Source organism: Streptomyces boncukensis (assembly GCF_011045075.1).
Lineage (GTDB): Bacteria > Actinomycetota > Actinomycetes > Streptomycetales > Streptomycetaceae > Streptomyces > Streptomyces boncukensis.
Window position 1 is genome coordinate 14,615 of record NZ_JAAKZZ010000031.1, and the last position, 14,512, is coordinate 29,126.

Sequence of the window (14,512 nt, forward strand, 5' to 3'; positions counted from 1 at the left end):
TTCGCGGCGCGCTCCGCTATGGCAGCAGGGCGCGCACCAGGCGGCAGGTCGTCAGGGACGGGGGGTGGACGCCGATCCGGGCCGCCACGGTGCGGATGCGCCGGTTGTGCGCCTGCTCCGGGGTGTAGACGCCCGTGTCGAGCAGGGCTATGGCGATCCGCATGGCCTTCAGCCGGCGGTTGTGGGTCTCGTACCACTCCCGCGGGCGGCCGGGCGGCAGCGGCTTCTTCGGCAGGACCGGCAGGGTGGACATCTGTGGCAGCGGGCGCTGCGGCGCGTGGACAGCGGTCATCGACAGCCTCCTCCAGAGCGTCGGTGATCCCGAAGTGAACTAGTTCGATTCTACCCGTCGGCACTGACAAAACCCGCTGGTCATCCCGGAGTTCTGGAAGTGTGTTCGATTCTGGAGGGGCTGCTGTGGCAGGAGCGGGGAGAGTCGGTGACGCCCCCGTCAGGCCGCCACCGGCACCCCCGTCCCGTCCCGCTGCGGCACCTGCCCGAAGTCGCGCAGGATCTCCCGTACGGCCCGCCGCGAGGACGCGAGGGCGCCGCGCGCCGTGCTGGTGTCGCGGTGGTCGCCGCAGACGTAGAGCCCGGCCAGCATCCGCACCGGGCGCTGCGGGTCGTGCGGGGCCGGCATCGCCGGGACGGCGCGCGGATTGTGGTACGCGGCGAGCAGCTCCCAGCCCTCCGTACGGGTGCCGTAGAGCGCGGCCAGCTGCGGCCGGGCCGCCGTGTCCAGCGCCGCGGCGGGTTCGGCCGTCGCGGCGCCCAGCACCACGGACGTCACCAGCGTGTGCCCCGGCAGCGCGCGCGAGGGGTCGACGGCGGAGGTCACCCAGGTGTGGCTGAGCGGGCCGCGCGCGGCGCCGACCGCGTCCACCACGAACGAGGGGCCGTGCGGGAGCGGTTCGTCCGCCATGTGGTGCAGCACCGTCACCGGGTGGAAGTCGGGCGTCCGCAGTCCCGGCAGCAGCCGCGCCGCCGAGAGCGCCCCCGTCGCCACCAGTACGGCCCGGCACGGGAAGGTGCCCCGCTCGGCGGTGCGCACGGCGTGCGTGCTGACCGAGACGGCGTGCGCCCCCGTGCGCACCGTTCCCGGCGGCAGCGCCGCCGCCAGCAGTTCGGGCACCGCCGACTGGCCCCCGGCGGGCAGGCACAGCCCGCCCCGGGCGAAGCCGTGCAGGGTGAGGTCCGCGACCCGGCTGGAGGTGACCAGCTGCGGGTCCGACAGCAGCGCGGTCAGCAGCGGCTGGATCAGCGAGTCGACCGTGCGGGCCGGCAGGCCGCGCGCGGGGAGCGCCTTGGCGGCGGGCAGCTCCGGTCGCGCCAGCAGGCCCTCCGGCGGCTGTTCGGCGAACCGGGCGAGCGCGCCGCGCAGCCGGGCCAGATCGAGCGCGTCGGACATGTCGGCGCGGCTGCGTGCCCCGGTGAGTGCGCGCGCGGCCGTGAGTGCGCCCCCTGTGCCTCGCGTGCGCCGGGGGGTGCGGATCCGCCCCGGGGGTCCGCTCCGGCCCGTCCCGCGCGGGCGTATCCGGCGGCGGGCGTCGGAGGGCTCGGACCGCTGCCGCCGCAGATCGCCGACGCGCAGGGTCCGCCCGTCCGCGTGCAGCAGGGCACCCGGTGTGAACGGCCGCAGCGCGAGCGCGCGCAGCGGCGGGAACTCGCCGAAGCCGTCCGCGTCCGGACCGAAGCTGAGCAGGCCGGGGGAGCGGTCGAGGCGGAAGCCGTCGATCCGCTCGGTGGCCATCCTGCCGCCCACGCGGGTGCGGGACTCCAGCACAGTGACGCTCAGGCCCGCGTCGTGCAGACGGTGCGCGGCGGCGAGCCCCGCGAGTCCGGCGCCGACGATCACGACGTCCACCGTCTCGGGTTCACCGCCCTCCGCGCCCTCCATGCGGCCGGTGCCTGCGCGTGCGCTGCTGATCAGCACGGTGCCTCCCCGTCGTCGACGCGGTGCGGTTGCGATGCTGATGCCCCGAGTGGGGCGCGTAATTCCTCGGTCGACGACTCTACGGAGTTGAGCGATCGCCATAAGTCGCGCAGTCCCCGCGCACGGGCGCACAGGACCGGAACCCGTTGCTCCCTTGCGTTCCGGGCACCCCGCATGGCGGAGCGCATCGCACCCGTGCCCTGCGGCGGAGATCTTGCGTGTCCTCTTGCCGGTGTTTCTGGGCAGGGGCTGCCCCTGCCGGTGCGTCGCAGTCCGCGGGTTGGGTCGTGGTTGCGCGCGCAGTTCCCCGCGCCCCTGACGGGGCGCCCCGTCAGGGGCGCGGGGAACTGCGCGACCAGCGACAGAGCACCCGCAGCCTGCAAGGCACAGGCAGGGGCAGCCCCTGCCCAGCGCAGCCCGGAAGCTAGCGCAGCGCGGCGCGGATCGCGTCGTCCACCGTCGGGAACGCGAACGTGAAGCCCGCCTGCCGCAGCCGCGCCGGAAGCACCCGCTGGCTGCCCAGCACATCCCCCGCGAACTCCCCCAGCGCCACCCGCAGCGCCGGCGCGGGCACCGCGCACACCGTGGGGCGGCGCAGCACCCGCCCCATCGCCGCCGTCGCCTCCGCGTTGGTCACCGGCTCGGGCCCCGTCAGGTTGACCGGGCCCGCCGGCGCGTCCTCCTCCAGCAGGAAGCGCAGCGCCGCCACATGGTCGTGCAGCGCGATCGGGCTCCAGTACTGCCGCCCGTTCCCCAGCCGCCCCCCGAGCCCCAGCTTGAACAGCGGGAACAGCCGTCCCCATGCGCCGCCCTTCCGGGCGACGACCAGCCCGGTTCGGCCGAACACCGTGCGGATGCCCGCCTCCTGCGCGGGCCCGGCCGCCGCCTCCCACTCCTGGCACAGCTCGGCGAGGAAGCCGGTCCCCGGGCCCGCCGACTCGTCGACGGCGCGGTCGCCGGTGTCGCCGTAGTAGCCGATGGCGGTGCCGACCAGCAGGGTGTGCGGCGGGGCGTCCAGCGAGGCCAGCGCGCGGGCGAGTCCGGCGGTGCCGAGGACGCGGCTGTCCCGCAGCTCGCGCTTGTACGCCGCCGTCCAGCGGTGGTCGCCCACCCCGGCGCCCGCCAGATGGACGACGGCTTCGCAGCCCGCGAGTCCGGCCGTGTCCACGTACTGGCGCTTGGGGGACCACTCGACCTCGTCGGCCGCGGCGGCGGGACGGCGTACGAGGCGTACGACGTCGTGCCCCTCGGACCTCAGCGACCGGGTGAGTGCGGAACCGATGAGTCCGGTCGAACCGGTGACTGCGATACGCATGGGGCCATCCTGCCGGGTGGCCGGTTGCGGCGGTGTGAAGGCGTGCGGGTGTGAAGACGTGCGGGCGTGGCTCGGTGCGCGCGGTGCTCAAGCCCGTCGGGCTGACCGTCCCCGCAGTACGCGGCCCTGCTCTACCTCGACGAGCACCCAACGGCACGGTGGGCGAGGGCGCGGGAAGCGTTCCGGTCGGCCTGCGCGACGACGCCGCACAACCGGCAAAGGGAGTGTGACCCGTTGGGGCTTGCGGAGCCGTGCCCTCTGCCGGATGCTCGGTCACGATCGTCTTGGAGATGACGTGGCTGGTGTTCTTGACGTGCCGCGCCTCGCGGCGGGCACGGGCCTTCAGCCGCCGCTTGCGGTACCGGTCGAGGCCGCGTCCGGCAGCCTGGTAGCCGGTGGACGGGACGGCGATGTTCTCGATCCCGGGATCCACGCCGATGAACTGCCCGGGCTCGTACTGCTCCGCCTCGGGCGCCTCGCACGTGGCGGTCAGATAGAAGACGCCGTCCCACTCGACCAGGCCGGACTCGCCCTTGCGGTACTGCTGGAGCGTCGTCAACGCCTCGGCAGAGCCACAAAAGCCCACATCCTTGACCGTGCGCAGCGTCGCACCGAGCGCGGGCGGGAGGTGCCGGCCGAAGCGGACGAGCGCGCCGTCCGGGTGGAGCGGGGGCTCGGCGAGCAGTTCACGGCGGAGGAGTGGCAGACGCTGGAGTTCCTGGACGCGGCCCGCCCGAAGTGAGGGCGGGGCGCTACCGGCCCCCGAACCGCTCCCACAGCTTCGGCAGGCGTTCGGCCAGCGCCTCGGTGTCCTCCATGTCCAGCGGGACGCCCTCCGGGTCGGCCGGGCCCTCCGGCAGTCCCAGGTCGGGCAGCGGGACGCCGGTGAGCTGGTCGTACGCCTCGTCCGCCGCATAGCCGAGGTCCTCCGCGTCCCCGTCCAGCTCCGGGTCGAAGTCGGGCAGCAGCTCGGCGAGCGCGTCCGCGTCGTGCGCGGCGCCCTCGAAGACCTCCCGGCCCTGTCCGATCAGCCAGCACCGGAACGCGTCGAACGCGTCATCGCTCGCGCCGTCCAGCAGGATCCAGGCGGCGGCCCACAGGTCCCACTGGTACGCGCGGCGGTACCGGGCCTCGAAGTGCCGCGCGAAGTACGTCACGGCGTCGGGATCGAGCTGGGCCAGTCGTTCGACGATCAGATCCGTCTGCTCCTCGGGGTCGCCCTCGGCGGCCTCGCGGGTGGAATCGATCAGCTCCCAGAACTCCATCTCGTCCATCACGCCTTTCAGCATCCGGCCTGCGGCCCGGGGACGCACCCGGAGTGCGCCAGATGCGGCTGTGTCGTTATGCGCGGGGCGCGTGAGCCCGTGCGCGACGCGCGGGTGGAGGCGGTCGGAAGGGGTCCGGGATCTGTGGGCAATGCCGACACAGGCTGTCCGGATTGGCTGCCAGCGTGGAACCCGTACGACCGACAGCACGGCGCGACAGTACGACACGAGGAGGACGCACACGTGAGCGAAGCACGACCGCTGGCGGGCCGGATCGCCCTGGTCGCCGGGGCGACCCGGGGCTCGGGGCGGGCGATGGCGGTGGAGCTGGGCCGGGCGGGCGCCACGGTCTACGCCACCGGACGCACCACCCGGGACCGGGTGAGCGAGGTCGGCCGGTCCACCGAGACCATCGAGGGGACCGCCGAACTGGTGACCGAAGCGGGCGGCCGGGGGATCGCGGCGCCCACCGACCATCTGGACCAGGAGCAGGTCCGCGCGCTCGTCGCGCGGATCGAGGCCGAGCAGGGCCGCCTGGACATCCTGGTGAACAACGCCTGGGGCGGCGACCACCTCGTCGAGTGGGGCAGGAGGCTCTGGGAGCACGACCTGGACAAGGGGCTGCGGATCCTGCGCCTCGGCATCGAGTCGCACCTGGTCACCAGCCGGTACGCGCTGCCGCTGCTGATCCGGGAGCCGGGCGGCCTGGTGGTGGAGGTGACGGACGGGACGGAGGAGTTCAACGGCCGGAACTACCGCGAGCCCTTCTACTACGACCTCGCCAAGGCGGCGCCGCTGCGGATGGCCCGCAATCTCGCCAGGGAGCTGGCGGACCACGGGGCGACGGCGGTCTGCCTCACCCCGGGCTGGCTCCGCTCGGAGGCCATGCTCGACACCTACTTCGAGGTGACCGAGGAGCGCTGGCGGGACGGGTGTGAGAAGGACCCGCACTTCGCGATCTCGGAGTCGCCCGTCTTCGTCGGCCGCGCCCTGGCGGCGCTGGCCGCCGACCCGGACGTCGCGCGCTGGAACGGCCGCTCGCTCTCCAGCGGCGGTCTGGCGCAGGTGTACGGCTTCACCGACGCGGACGGCTCGGCGCCGGACGCCTGGCGCTACATCGCGGAGGTACAGGAAGCGGGCAAGCCGGCGGATGTGACGGGGTACCGGTAAACCCCGGGCCCCGGGGAACCGCGCGCCCGGCCGCTGCGGCGGACGGCCCGGCTCACGCGTAGCGGGCCGCTGTCCGCCGCGCCGCATCGGCGAAGCGCTCCCGCAGCGACGCGGGCGCCAGGACCTCGCACTCCGGGCCCAGCCCGAAGAGCTGACCGAACGCCACCTCGTCGTTCTCCACCCGGAGGGTGACGGTCACCCGTCCCGCCGCGTCCGCGGCGCCCGCCGCGTCCAGCGCCGCCTGCGCCGCGGCGCGGTCCGTCACATGGGGGAGCCGCTTCCGTCCCGCCTCGGTCAGCCGCAGGGTGGCCTCGGAGCGCAGGATCGAGCGGGCGAACGCGGCCGCACGCTCCGCCCAGAACTCCGCCAGGTCGAAGTCCGGCTCCCGGTCGAAGTGTTCGGCGCGCGGCACCACCCGCGCGAACCGGTCCACCCGGTACACCCGCCAGTTCCCCTCGGCGCGTGCCGCGAGGTACCAGACGCCCGCCTTGAGCACGAGTCCGTACGGCTCCAGCTCCCGCTCCACCTCGCCGTCCCCCCGGCGGTAGTGCGCGGTGACCGGGCGGTCCGACCACACCGCGTCGGCGAGTTCGGGCAGCAGCGGCGGCGCCTCCGGCTCGTTCCACCAGCCCGGCGCGTCCAGATGGAAGCGCTGCGCGGTGCTGTCCTGGACGTCCCGCAGCGTGGGGTCCAGCGCCGCCGACACCTTCAGCCGGGCCGCCGACGCGGCGTCCTCCAGGCCCATGTCCCGCAGCGCTGAGGGCACTCCGGACAGGAACAGCGCCTCGGCTTCGCTGCGGCCCATCCCGGTCAGTCGCGTACGGTAGCCACCAATCAACCGATAGCCACCGGTGCGCCCCCGGTCCGCGTACACGGGAACTCCGGCCTCGGAGAGCGCGAGCACGTCCCGGGCGACCGTGCGCTCGGAAACCTCCAGCTCAGCCGCCAGTTCGGCGGCCGTCATGGCGCGGCGGGCCTGCAGGAGGAGGACCATCTTGATCAGGCGGGAAGCTCGCATGGCAAACATTCTGCCGGTGTGTCCTGGACCACTGCTAACGTTCCGTAAGCTCTGCACCTACTTAGGAACGGGATATGTCACAGGAACATCGTGAGCAGTGGGGCTCCAGAACGGGCTTCCTGCTGGCCGCGATCGGATCCGCCGTCGGCCTGGGGAACATCTGGCGCTTCCCGGCCGAGGCGTACGACAACGGCGGCGGGGCCTTCCTCCTGCCGTATCTGATCGCGCTCCTCACCGCGGGACTCCCGCTGCTCATCCTCGAATACACCGTGGGCAGGAAGTACCGCCAGTCGCCCCCGGCCGCCTTCCGCCAGATCACACGGCCCGCCGAGGCCATCGGCTGGTGGCAGGTCGCCATCTCCTTCGTCATCGCGACGTACTACGCCACCATCGTCGCCTGGGCCGTGCGCTACACGGGCTTCTCCTTCGACAAGGACTGGGGCAAGGACCCGGACAAGTTCTTCAGCGGGGACTTCCTGCACGCCAGCGACCCGGGCATGCCCTCCAGCTGGGTCGGCGGGGTCTTCTGGCCGCTGCTCATCGTGTGGGCGGTCGTCCTGGTCATCCTCGCCCTCGGGGTGCGGCGCGGCATCGAGCGGGCGAACAAGATCTTCATGCCGCTGCTGCTGGTCTTCTTCCTGGCGCTGGTGATCCGCGCCGTCACCCTGGACGGCGCCGCCGAGGGCCTCGACGCGTTCTTCTCGCCGGACTGGGGGGCGCTGGGCAACGGCAGCGTGTGGGTCGCGGCCTACGGGCAGATCTTCTTCTCGCTCTCCATCGGCTTCGGCATCATGGTCACCTACGCCTCCTATCTGGGGCGGCGGGCCGACCTGTCGAACTCGGCGCTGGTCGCGGGCTTCGCCAACAGCTCGTTCGAGATCCTGGCGGGCATCGGGGTGTTCTCGACGCTCGGCTTCATGGCCCAGGCGCAGGGCGTGGCCGTCGACGAGGTCGTCAACGGCGGCGTGGGCCTGGCGTTCGTGGTCTTCCCCGCCATCATCTCGGAGATGCCGGGCGGCCCGTTCTTCGGCGTGCTGTTCTTCGGCTCGCTGACGGTCGCGGGTCTGACCTCGCTCATCAGCATCGTGCAGGTCGTCATCTCCTCGGTGCAGGACCGCACCGGGATGCGCCGGCTGCCGGCCGTGCTGGTGGTCGGCGGCATCACCGCCGTCGTCTCGCTCGTCATCTTCCCGACGGACGCGGGCCTGTCGATCCTCGACGCCAGCGACCACTTCATCAACCAGTACGGCATCGCGATGGCCGCGCTGGTGTTCCTGATCGTCGTCACCCGCCTGTGGATGGCCGCCTACAACCGCGTGGGCTGGTGGCGGAGCCTGGATCCGTTCCAGTCGCACGCGAACGCCAGCTCCGCCTTCCGGCTGGGCCAGTGGTGGAAGATCTGCCTCGCCGTCATCACCCCGGTGGTGCTGGGCTGGATGATGGTGGACAGCCTGCGTGACGAGTTCGACGAGAACTACTCGGGATACTCCACCGAGTTCCTGTTCTGGTCGGGCTGGGCCGTGGCCGCCGGCGCGCTCCTCATCGGCGTCGTGATCTCTCTCATCCCCTGGCCGGGCGGCCCGACCCGGCAGTCCGGGACGGACCTGGACACCGCCGAACCGACCAGCCTGGACAAGGAGGCCCACTGATGTCCACCGGTGCCGTCATCATGATGGTCGCGGCCATCGTCATCGTCTGGGGCGGCCTGGTCGCCGCCGTCGTCAACCTCCGCCGCCATCCGGAGGAGCCGAACGAGAGCTGACCGTCCGCAGGCGAAGACCGGCGGTGCCGGACGCCCCGCACCACTGCGGGGAGTCCGGCACCGCCGGTCTGCTGCGGGGTCAGGCCAGGCCGTACGCCTCCGCGGCCCGCCGGACCGCGTCCGGCTTGACCTCGCCGCGGCGGGCCAGTTGGGCCAGGGCCGCCACCACGACGGACTCGGCGTCGACGCCGAAGTAGCGGCGGGCCGCCTCGCGGGTGTCGGAGATGCCGAAGCCGTCCGTGCCCAGCGAGGACCAGTCCTGCTCGACCCACTGGCTGATCTGGTCGGGGACCTGGCGCATCCAGTCGCTCACCGCGAGGACGGGGCCCGGTGCGCCGGACAGCGCCCGGGTGACATACGGGACGCGCTGCTCGCCGCGGAGCGCCGCCGCGTCGCACTCCATCGCCTCGCGCCGCAGCTCCGTCCAGGACGGCGCGGACCACACGTCGGCGGCCACGCCCCACTGCTCGGCGAGGATCTGCTGGGCCTGGAGGACCCAGTGGATCGCCGTGCCGGAGGCCAGCAGCTGGATGCGCGGGGCGTCCGCATCGGGGGCCGCCGCGCGGAAGCGGTAGAGGCCCTTGAGGATGCCCTCCTCGACGCCCTCGCCGTCCGGCATGGGCGGCTGGACCTTGGTCTCGTTGTAGACCGTCAGGTAGTAGAAGATGTTCTCCTGCTGGTCCGCGTCCGGGCCGTACATCCGGCGCAGGCCGTCCTTGACGATCACCCCGACCTCGTACGCGAAGGCCGGGTCGTAGGCGACGACCGCCGGGTTGGTGGAGGCCAGCAGGTGCGAGTGGCCGTCGGCGTGCTGGGTGCCCTCGCCCGTCATCGTGGTGCGGCCCGCGGTCGCGCCGATGACGAAGCCGCGCCCCAACTGGTCGGCCAGCGCCCAGAACTGGTCGCCGGTCCGCTGGAACCCGAACATCGAGTAGAAGATGTAGAACGGGATCATCGGCTCGCCGTGCGTCGCGTACGACGTCGCCGCCGCCGTGAAGTCGGCCAGCGAACCCGCCTCGGTGATGCCCTCGTTGAGGACCTGGCCGTCCGCGGCCTCCTTGTAGTACAGGAGCTGGTCGCGGTCGACCGGGTCGTAGGTCTGGCCGAGCGGCGAGTACATCCCGGCGGAGGGGAAGAGCGACTCCATGCCGAAGGTGCGCGCCTCGTCGGGGACGATCGGCACCCAGCGCCTGCCGGTCTCCTTCTCCCGCATCAGGTCCTTGACCAGCCGGACGAACGCCATGGTGGTGGCGATCTCCTGGGAGCCCGACCCCTTCTTCAGCACGTCGAACGGCTTGTCGGCGGGGGCGGGCAGGCCGACCGGGTGGACCTTGCGGGCCGGCGCCGGGCCGCCGAGGGCCGCGCGCCGCTCCTGGAGGTAGCGCGCCTCGGGCGAGTCCGCTCCCGGGTGGGCGTACGGGACCAGCTCGTCGTTCAGCGCGCTGTCCGGGATGGGCAGCTCCAGCAGGTCCCGCATGGCGCGGAACTCCTTGCCGGTGAGCTTCTTCATCTGGTGGTTCGCGTTGCGCGACTCGAAGCCGGAGCCCAGCGTCCAGCCCTTCACCGTCTGGGCCAGGATCACGGTCGGCGCGCCCTTGTGCTCCACGGCCGCGCGGTAGGCCGCGTAGACCTTGCGGGGCTCGTGGCCGGCCCGCGAGGCCGTGAAGAGCTCGGTGATCCTGGCGTCGCTCACCAGCCTGCCCAGCTCGGCGAGCGCGGGCGAGGCGCCGAAGAAGTGCTCGCGGATGTAGCCGGCGTCGCGGGTCGCGTACGTCTGGAACTGGGCGTCCGGCACCTCGCCCAGCCGGCGCACCAGCGCGCCGGTGGTGTCGAGCGCGAGCAGCTCGTCCCAGGCGGCGCCCCACAGCGACTTGACCACGTTCCAGCCGGCGGCGCGGAACTGGGACTCCAGCTCCTGCACGATCTTGAAGTTCGCGCGCACCGGGCCGTCCAGCCGCTGCAGATTGCAGTTGACGACGAAGGTGAGGTTGTCGAGCTGCTCGCGCCCGGCGAGGGCGAGTGCGGCGGTCGACTCGGGCTCGTCCATCTCCCCGTCGCCGAGGAACGCCCACACATGGGAACCGGAGGTGTCCTTGATCCCGCGGTGCGTGAGGTAGCGGTTGAACCGCGCCTGGTAGATCGCGGAGAGCGGGCCCAGGCCCATGGAGACGGTGGGGAACTCCCACAGCCAGGGGAGGCGCCGCGGGTGCGGGTACGACGGCAGCCCGTCGCCCCCCGCCTCCTGCCGGAAGCGGTCGAGGTGCCCCTCGGTGAGCCGGCCGTCGAGGAAGGCGCGGGCGTAGATGCCGGGGGAGGCGTGGCCCTGGAGGTACAGCTGGTCGCCGCTGCCCGCTCCCTCCTTGCCCCGGAAGAAGTGCTGGAAGCCGGTCTCGTAGAGCCAGGCGGCCGAGGCGAAGGTCGCTATGTGCCCGCCGAGGCCGTAGCGGCTGCCGCGGGTGACCATGGCGGCGGCGTTCCAGCGGTTCCAGGCGGTGATCCGGGACTCCATCGCCTCGTCGCCCGGGAAGGCGGGCTCGGCGGAGGTCGGGATGGTGTTGACGTAGTCCGTCTCCAGCGGTCCGGCGACGGGCAGCCCGGTGTGCTGGGCGTGCTCGACCGTGCGGCGCAGCAGATACGCGGCCCGCTCCCCGCCCGCATGGGCGGTGGCGGCGTCCAGCGACTCGCGCCACTCGGCGGTCTCCTGGGGGTCGCGGTCCGGGAGCTGGTCCAGCTCACTGGGGCGCGGCGGGCGTACGGCATCGGGCATGGTGGCCACCTTCCGGACGGGCGGGCAGTTGTGCGGTGGGTTGCATCCCGGATTCCCGGGATCCCTGACAGGGCAGGACAGGGGACCCAACGAAGGGACTTTACGCTCGTGATCGATGATCGATCAAAGGTCGTCCGAGTAAAATCCGCCACTCGGCAAAACTCGGCATCCAGTGCCCGGAATCAGGGCACGCGGTGCCAGAGGGTGGCCCCCGGGCGCGGGCCCGCCGAACAGGGTCAGCGCGGCGCCGGGGCGCAGCCCAGAACATGCTGCTTGACCAGCACCCCGATATCGGGGTCACTCCGCTGAAAGGCGCGCAGCACCGCCTCGTGCTCCTCCGCGTACGACTGCTGCACGGTGCCCAGCCACCGGATCGACAGCGCCGTCCACACCTCGATGCCCAGCCCCTCCCAGGTGTGCAGCAGCACGCTGTTCCCCGACGCCCGCACCAGCTCCCGGTGGAAGGCCACCGTGTGCCGGACCTGGGACTCGCCATGCCCCAGCCGGTCCGCCTCGTACAGCGCCTCCACATGCGGGCGCAGCGCCGAGACGTCCGCGGCCAGCCGGGGCGCAGCCAGCTCGGCGGCGATCTGTTCGAGCCCGGCCCGCACCGGATAGATCTCCTCCAGCTCGGCACGGGTCAGCTCCCGCACCCGCACGCCCTTGTTCGGGGCCGACTCGATCAGGCGCAGCGCCTCCAGCTCCCGCAGCGCCTCCCGCACCGGGGTCTGGCTGACCTCCAGCTCGACCGCGATCCGCCGCTCCACGATCCGCTCGCCGGGCTTCCAGCGCCCGCTCACGATGCCCTCCACGATGTGCTCGCGGATCTGCTCACGGAGTGAGTGGACGACGGCCGGAATCATGGGCGCTCCTTGTGCGGCGACGGTGCCCTAGACGATACGGCCCGGTACGGCACGCGGTGCCACTGCGTAGGGTGAGACTCCGGTCACCGTCCCATACGCAGTCCGTCCTCCGCCGCGCCCCTGCTGAGCACGGCCCGCCGGACCGTGTCGTACGCGCGGCGGTGCGCCGGGTCCGTACGCGCCGACCTGGCCAGGTTGACCAGCGTGTGCCGGGGCGAGGTCTCCATCAGGAACGGGACGAACTCGGCGCTGCGCACCGTCCAGGTGCCGCCCCGCGCCGTGGGCGGCGCGAACGTGAAGCGGGCCGCCGAACCCATCGTGCCGCGCGGGTCGTTCATCTTCCCCGCGATCTGGTCGCCCATGCCGTAGACCACCCACGTCCCGTTGACCTTCTCGTACGCCTGCGGGACGTGCGCGTGGGTGCCGATGATCAGGTCGATGGCGCGGCGTCCGCCGCTGCGTGCCGCCGTCAGCCGCCGGGCGAGGGCGCGCTGCAGCTTGTCCGGCGCCTGCTGCCACTCGGTGCCCCAGTGCAGGCTGACCACGACGACGTCGGCCCCGGCCCGCCGGGCGGCGCGCGCGTCGGCGACGACGCGCCGCGGGTCGATGAGATCGACGGTCCACGGCTTGCCCCGGGGGAGCGGGATGCCGTTGGTGCCGTAGGTGTACGCGAGCTGTGCGACCCGGGCGCCGCCCGCGCGCAGCCGGGTGATCCGGGACGCCTCGGCCCGCGAGCGCGCCGAGCCCGCGTGCCGCAGCCCGGCCCGGTCCATCGCGGCGAGCGTGCGGCCCACGCCCGCGCTCCCGGCGTCCAGGGTGTGGTTGGAGGCGGTGGAGCAGGAGTCGTAGCCGGTGTCCCGGACCGAGGCGGCGAGCTGCGGCGGGGTCCGGAAGAGCGGATAGCCGCTGAAGGGGCCGCCGGAGCGGCCGTAGACGGTCTCCATATGGCAGATCGCCAGATCGGCGCGGGTCGCGAGCGGTTTCGCGGCCGCGAGCATCCGGCGGAAGTCGTAGCCGGAGCCGCTGCCGCCGGCCGCCGCGTCGGCTCTGGCCTGCCGGATGATCGAGTCGTGCACGAGCAGGTCGCCGGTGGCGAGCAGGGAGAAGCCGCGGGGGGTCCGGCCGGTGGCGGGAGAGGGGGAGTGCGAGGTGCGGGCGTCGCTCTCCTGGGCCGCCCGGCGCTCGTGGGCGCGGGTGCCGGGCCCGCCCTCGCCGCAGGCCGCGAGGGCGGTGCCGAGGGCGAGGGCCGCGGTGGCCGTGCCGAGCCACGGATGTCGTGTCAGCCATGTCATGGCTCCACGAACAAATAAGTACGAAAAACCGCCCGGCAGACTCGCCGGGCGGTTCGGCCGGATGGAGCAGACGGTCCACCCGGCCGGGGAGGGCGCCCCCGCAGAGGCGCCCCTGTCCTGGCCTACAGGCCCAGTTCGCCCTCGAACTCGCCGGCCTCCAGACGGGCCTTGACGTCGTTCAGATAGCGGGCCGCGTCCGCGCCGTCCACCAGCTGGTGGTCGTACGACAGGGTCAGATAGACCATGTCGCGGATGGCGATCGTCTCGCCCAGATCCGGGTGGTTGATCACCATCGGGCGGCGCACGGTGGCACCGATGCCCAGCTCGGCGACCTGCGGGTAGTTCACGATGATCGTGTCGAACAGCGCACCGCGCGAGCCGGTGTTGCTGATCGTGAACGTGCCGCCCGACATGTCGTCCGGGCCCAGCCCGCCCTCGCGGACCTTCGTGGCCAGCTCGGCGGTCTTCCGGGCGATGCCCGCGAGGTTGAGGTTCCCGGCCTCCTTGATGACCGGGACCATCAGGCCCTTCTCCGAGTCCACCGCGATACCGACGTTCTCCACGTCGTGGTACGTGATGGTGCCGTCGTCGTTCAGCCGGGCGTTGACCGCCGGGTGCGCCTTCAGCGCCTCGGCCGCCGCCTGCACGAAGAACGGCATCGGGGAGAGCTTGACGCCCTCGCGGGCCGCGAAGGACTCCTTCGCGCGCGCCCGCAGCTGCATGATGCGGGTGACGTCGACCTCGACGACCGTGGACAGCTGCGCCTGGCTGTGCAGCGCCTTCATCATGTTGTCGGCGATGACCTTGCGGATGCGCGGCATCTTGACGGTCTGGCCGCGCAGCGGCGACGCCTCCAGCTTGGGCGTCTTCGGCGCCGCGGAGGCGGCCGGGGCGGCAGCCGCCGGGGCCTGCGCCTTGGCGGCCTCAGCGGCCGCGACGACGTCCTGCTTGCGGATCCGGCCGCCGACGCCGGTGCCCTTGACCGCGGACAGGTTCACGCCCTGCTCCGCCGCCAGCTTGCGGACCAGCGGGGTGACATACGCGCCCTCGGACTCGCCGCCGCCCGCCGGGGCGGGGGCGGCGGGGGCCGCCGGCGTTGCCGCAGCCGGAGCCGCGGGGGCCGCCGG

General features: G+C 72.9%; 13 protein-coding genes. 4 read left to right on the forward strand and 9 right to left on the reverse strand.

Features of this window, described 5'->3' with window-relative positions; translation table 11 throughout:
• Positions 1–16: 16 nt before the first annotated feature.
• From G5C65_RS05240 to G5C65_RS05250, 3 genes are all read right to left on the reverse strand, one after another.
• On the reverse strand, positions 17–292 hold the full coding sequence (locus G5C65_RS05240; protein ID WP_420903281.1) for a hypothetical protein: 276 nt from the start codon (positions 290–292) through the stop codon (positions 17–19).
• A 159-nt stretch (positions 293–451) separates the two neighbouring features.
• Positions 452–1,897 carry an FAD-dependent oxidoreductase gene (locus G5C65_RS05245; RefSeq protein WP_165297438.1) on the reverse strand — a complete coding sequence of 482 codons (1,446 nt, stop codon included), beginning with the start codon at positions 1,895–1,897 and terminating at the stop codon, positions 452–454.
• Positions 1,898–2,357: 460 nt separating this feature from the next.
• Complete coding sequence (locus G5C65_RS05250; RefSeq protein ID WP_165297427.1) at positions 2,358–3,248, reverse strand: TIGR01777 family oxidoreductase; 891 nt, start codon at positions 3,246–3,248, stop codon at positions 2,358–2,360.
• Between the two features lie 295 nt (positions 3,249–3,543).
• Here G5C65_RS05250 and G5C65_RS05255 point away from each other — a divergent pair, with 295 nt between their 5' ends.
• Complete coding sequence (locus G5C65_RS05255; protein WP_165297428.1) at positions 3,544–3,990, forward strand: hypothetical protein; 447 nt, start codon at positions 3,544–3,546, stop codon at positions 3,988–3,990.
• Positions 3,991–4,000: 10 nt separating this feature from the next.
• Here the strand turns inward: G5C65_RS05255 and G5C65_RS05260 are convergent, their stop codons facing one another.
• Positions 4,001–4,522 (reverse strand): DUF4240 domain-containing protein, encoded by a 522-nt coding sequence (locus tag G5C65_RS05260; protein ID WP_165297439.1) that lies wholly within the window; start codon positions 4,520–4,522, stop codon positions 4,001–4,003.
• Between the two features lie 234 nt (positions 4,523–4,756).
• Here G5C65_RS05260 and G5C65_RS05265 point away from each other — a divergent pair, with 234 nt between their 5' ends.
• Positions 4,757–5,683 carry an SDR family oxidoreductase gene (locus tag G5C65_RS05265; protein ID WP_338146241.1) on the forward strand — a complete coding sequence of 309 codons (927 nt, stop codon included), beginning with the start codon at positions 4,757–4,759 and terminating at the stop codon, positions 5,681–5,683.
• Between the two features lie 52 nt (positions 5,684–5,735).
• On the opposite strand, the gene G5C65_RS05270 is transcribed toward G5C65_RS05265, so the two are convergent.
• Entirely contained in the window at positions 5,736–6,701 is a 966-nt protein-coding gene (locus G5C65_RS05270) for a helix-turn-helix transcriptional regulator (protein ID WP_165297430.1), read from the reverse strand.
• A gap of 74 nt (positions 6,702–6,775) precedes the next feature.
• Here G5C65_RS05270 and G5C65_RS05275 point away from each other — a divergent pair, with 74 nt between their 5' ends.
• Positions 6,776–8,350: a sodium-dependent transporter gene (locus G5C65_RS05275; protein ID WP_165297431.1), complete on the forward strand. Its 1,575-nt coding sequence runs from the start codon at positions 6,776–6,778 to the stop codon at positions 8,348–8,350.
• Positions 8,350–8,463 carry a methionine/alanine import family NSS transporter small subunit gene (locus tag G5C65_RS05280; RefSeq protein ID WP_165297432.1) on the forward strand — a complete coding sequence of 38 codons (114 nt, stop codon included), beginning with the start codon at positions 8,350–8,352 and terminating at the stop codon, positions 8,461–8,463. Before G5C65_RS05275 ends, G5C65_RS05280 begins: the two co-directional genes overlap by 1 nt.
• A gap of 79 nt (positions 8,464–8,542) precedes the next feature.
• On the opposite strand, the gene aceE is transcribed toward G5C65_RS05280, so the two are convergent.
• From aceE to sucB, 4 genes are all read right to left on the reverse strand, one after another.
• A complete protein-coding gene (gene aceE, locus G5C65_RS05285) occupies positions 8,543–11,230 on the reverse strand; it encodes a pyruvate dehydrogenase (acetyl-transferring), homodimeric type (protein ID WP_165297433.1) in 2,688 nt (895 codons plus the stop codon).
• A 236-nt stretch (positions 11,231–11,466) separates the two neighbouring features.
• The gene (locus G5C65_RS05290) at positions 11,467–12,093 is read right to left on the reverse strand and encodes a GntR family transcriptional regulator (protein WP_165297434.1); all 627 of its coding nucleotides are present in this window, start codon (positions 12,091–12,093) and stop codon (positions 11,467–11,469) included.
• 83 nt (positions 12,094–12,176) lie between these two features.
• On the reverse strand, positions 12,177–13,385 hold the full coding sequence (locus G5C65_RS05295) for a CapA family protein (RefSeq protein ID WP_165297435.1): 1,209 nt from the start codon (positions 13,383–13,385) through the stop codon (positions 12,177–12,179).
• Positions 13,386–13,507: 122 nt separating this feature from the next.
• Positions 13,508–14,512: 2-oxoglutarate dehydrogenase, E2 component, dihydrolipoamide succinyltransferase (gene sucB, locus G5C65_RS05300; RefSeq protein ID WP_165297436.1), on the reverse strand; the 1,005-nt coding region annotated here is incomplete at its 5' end.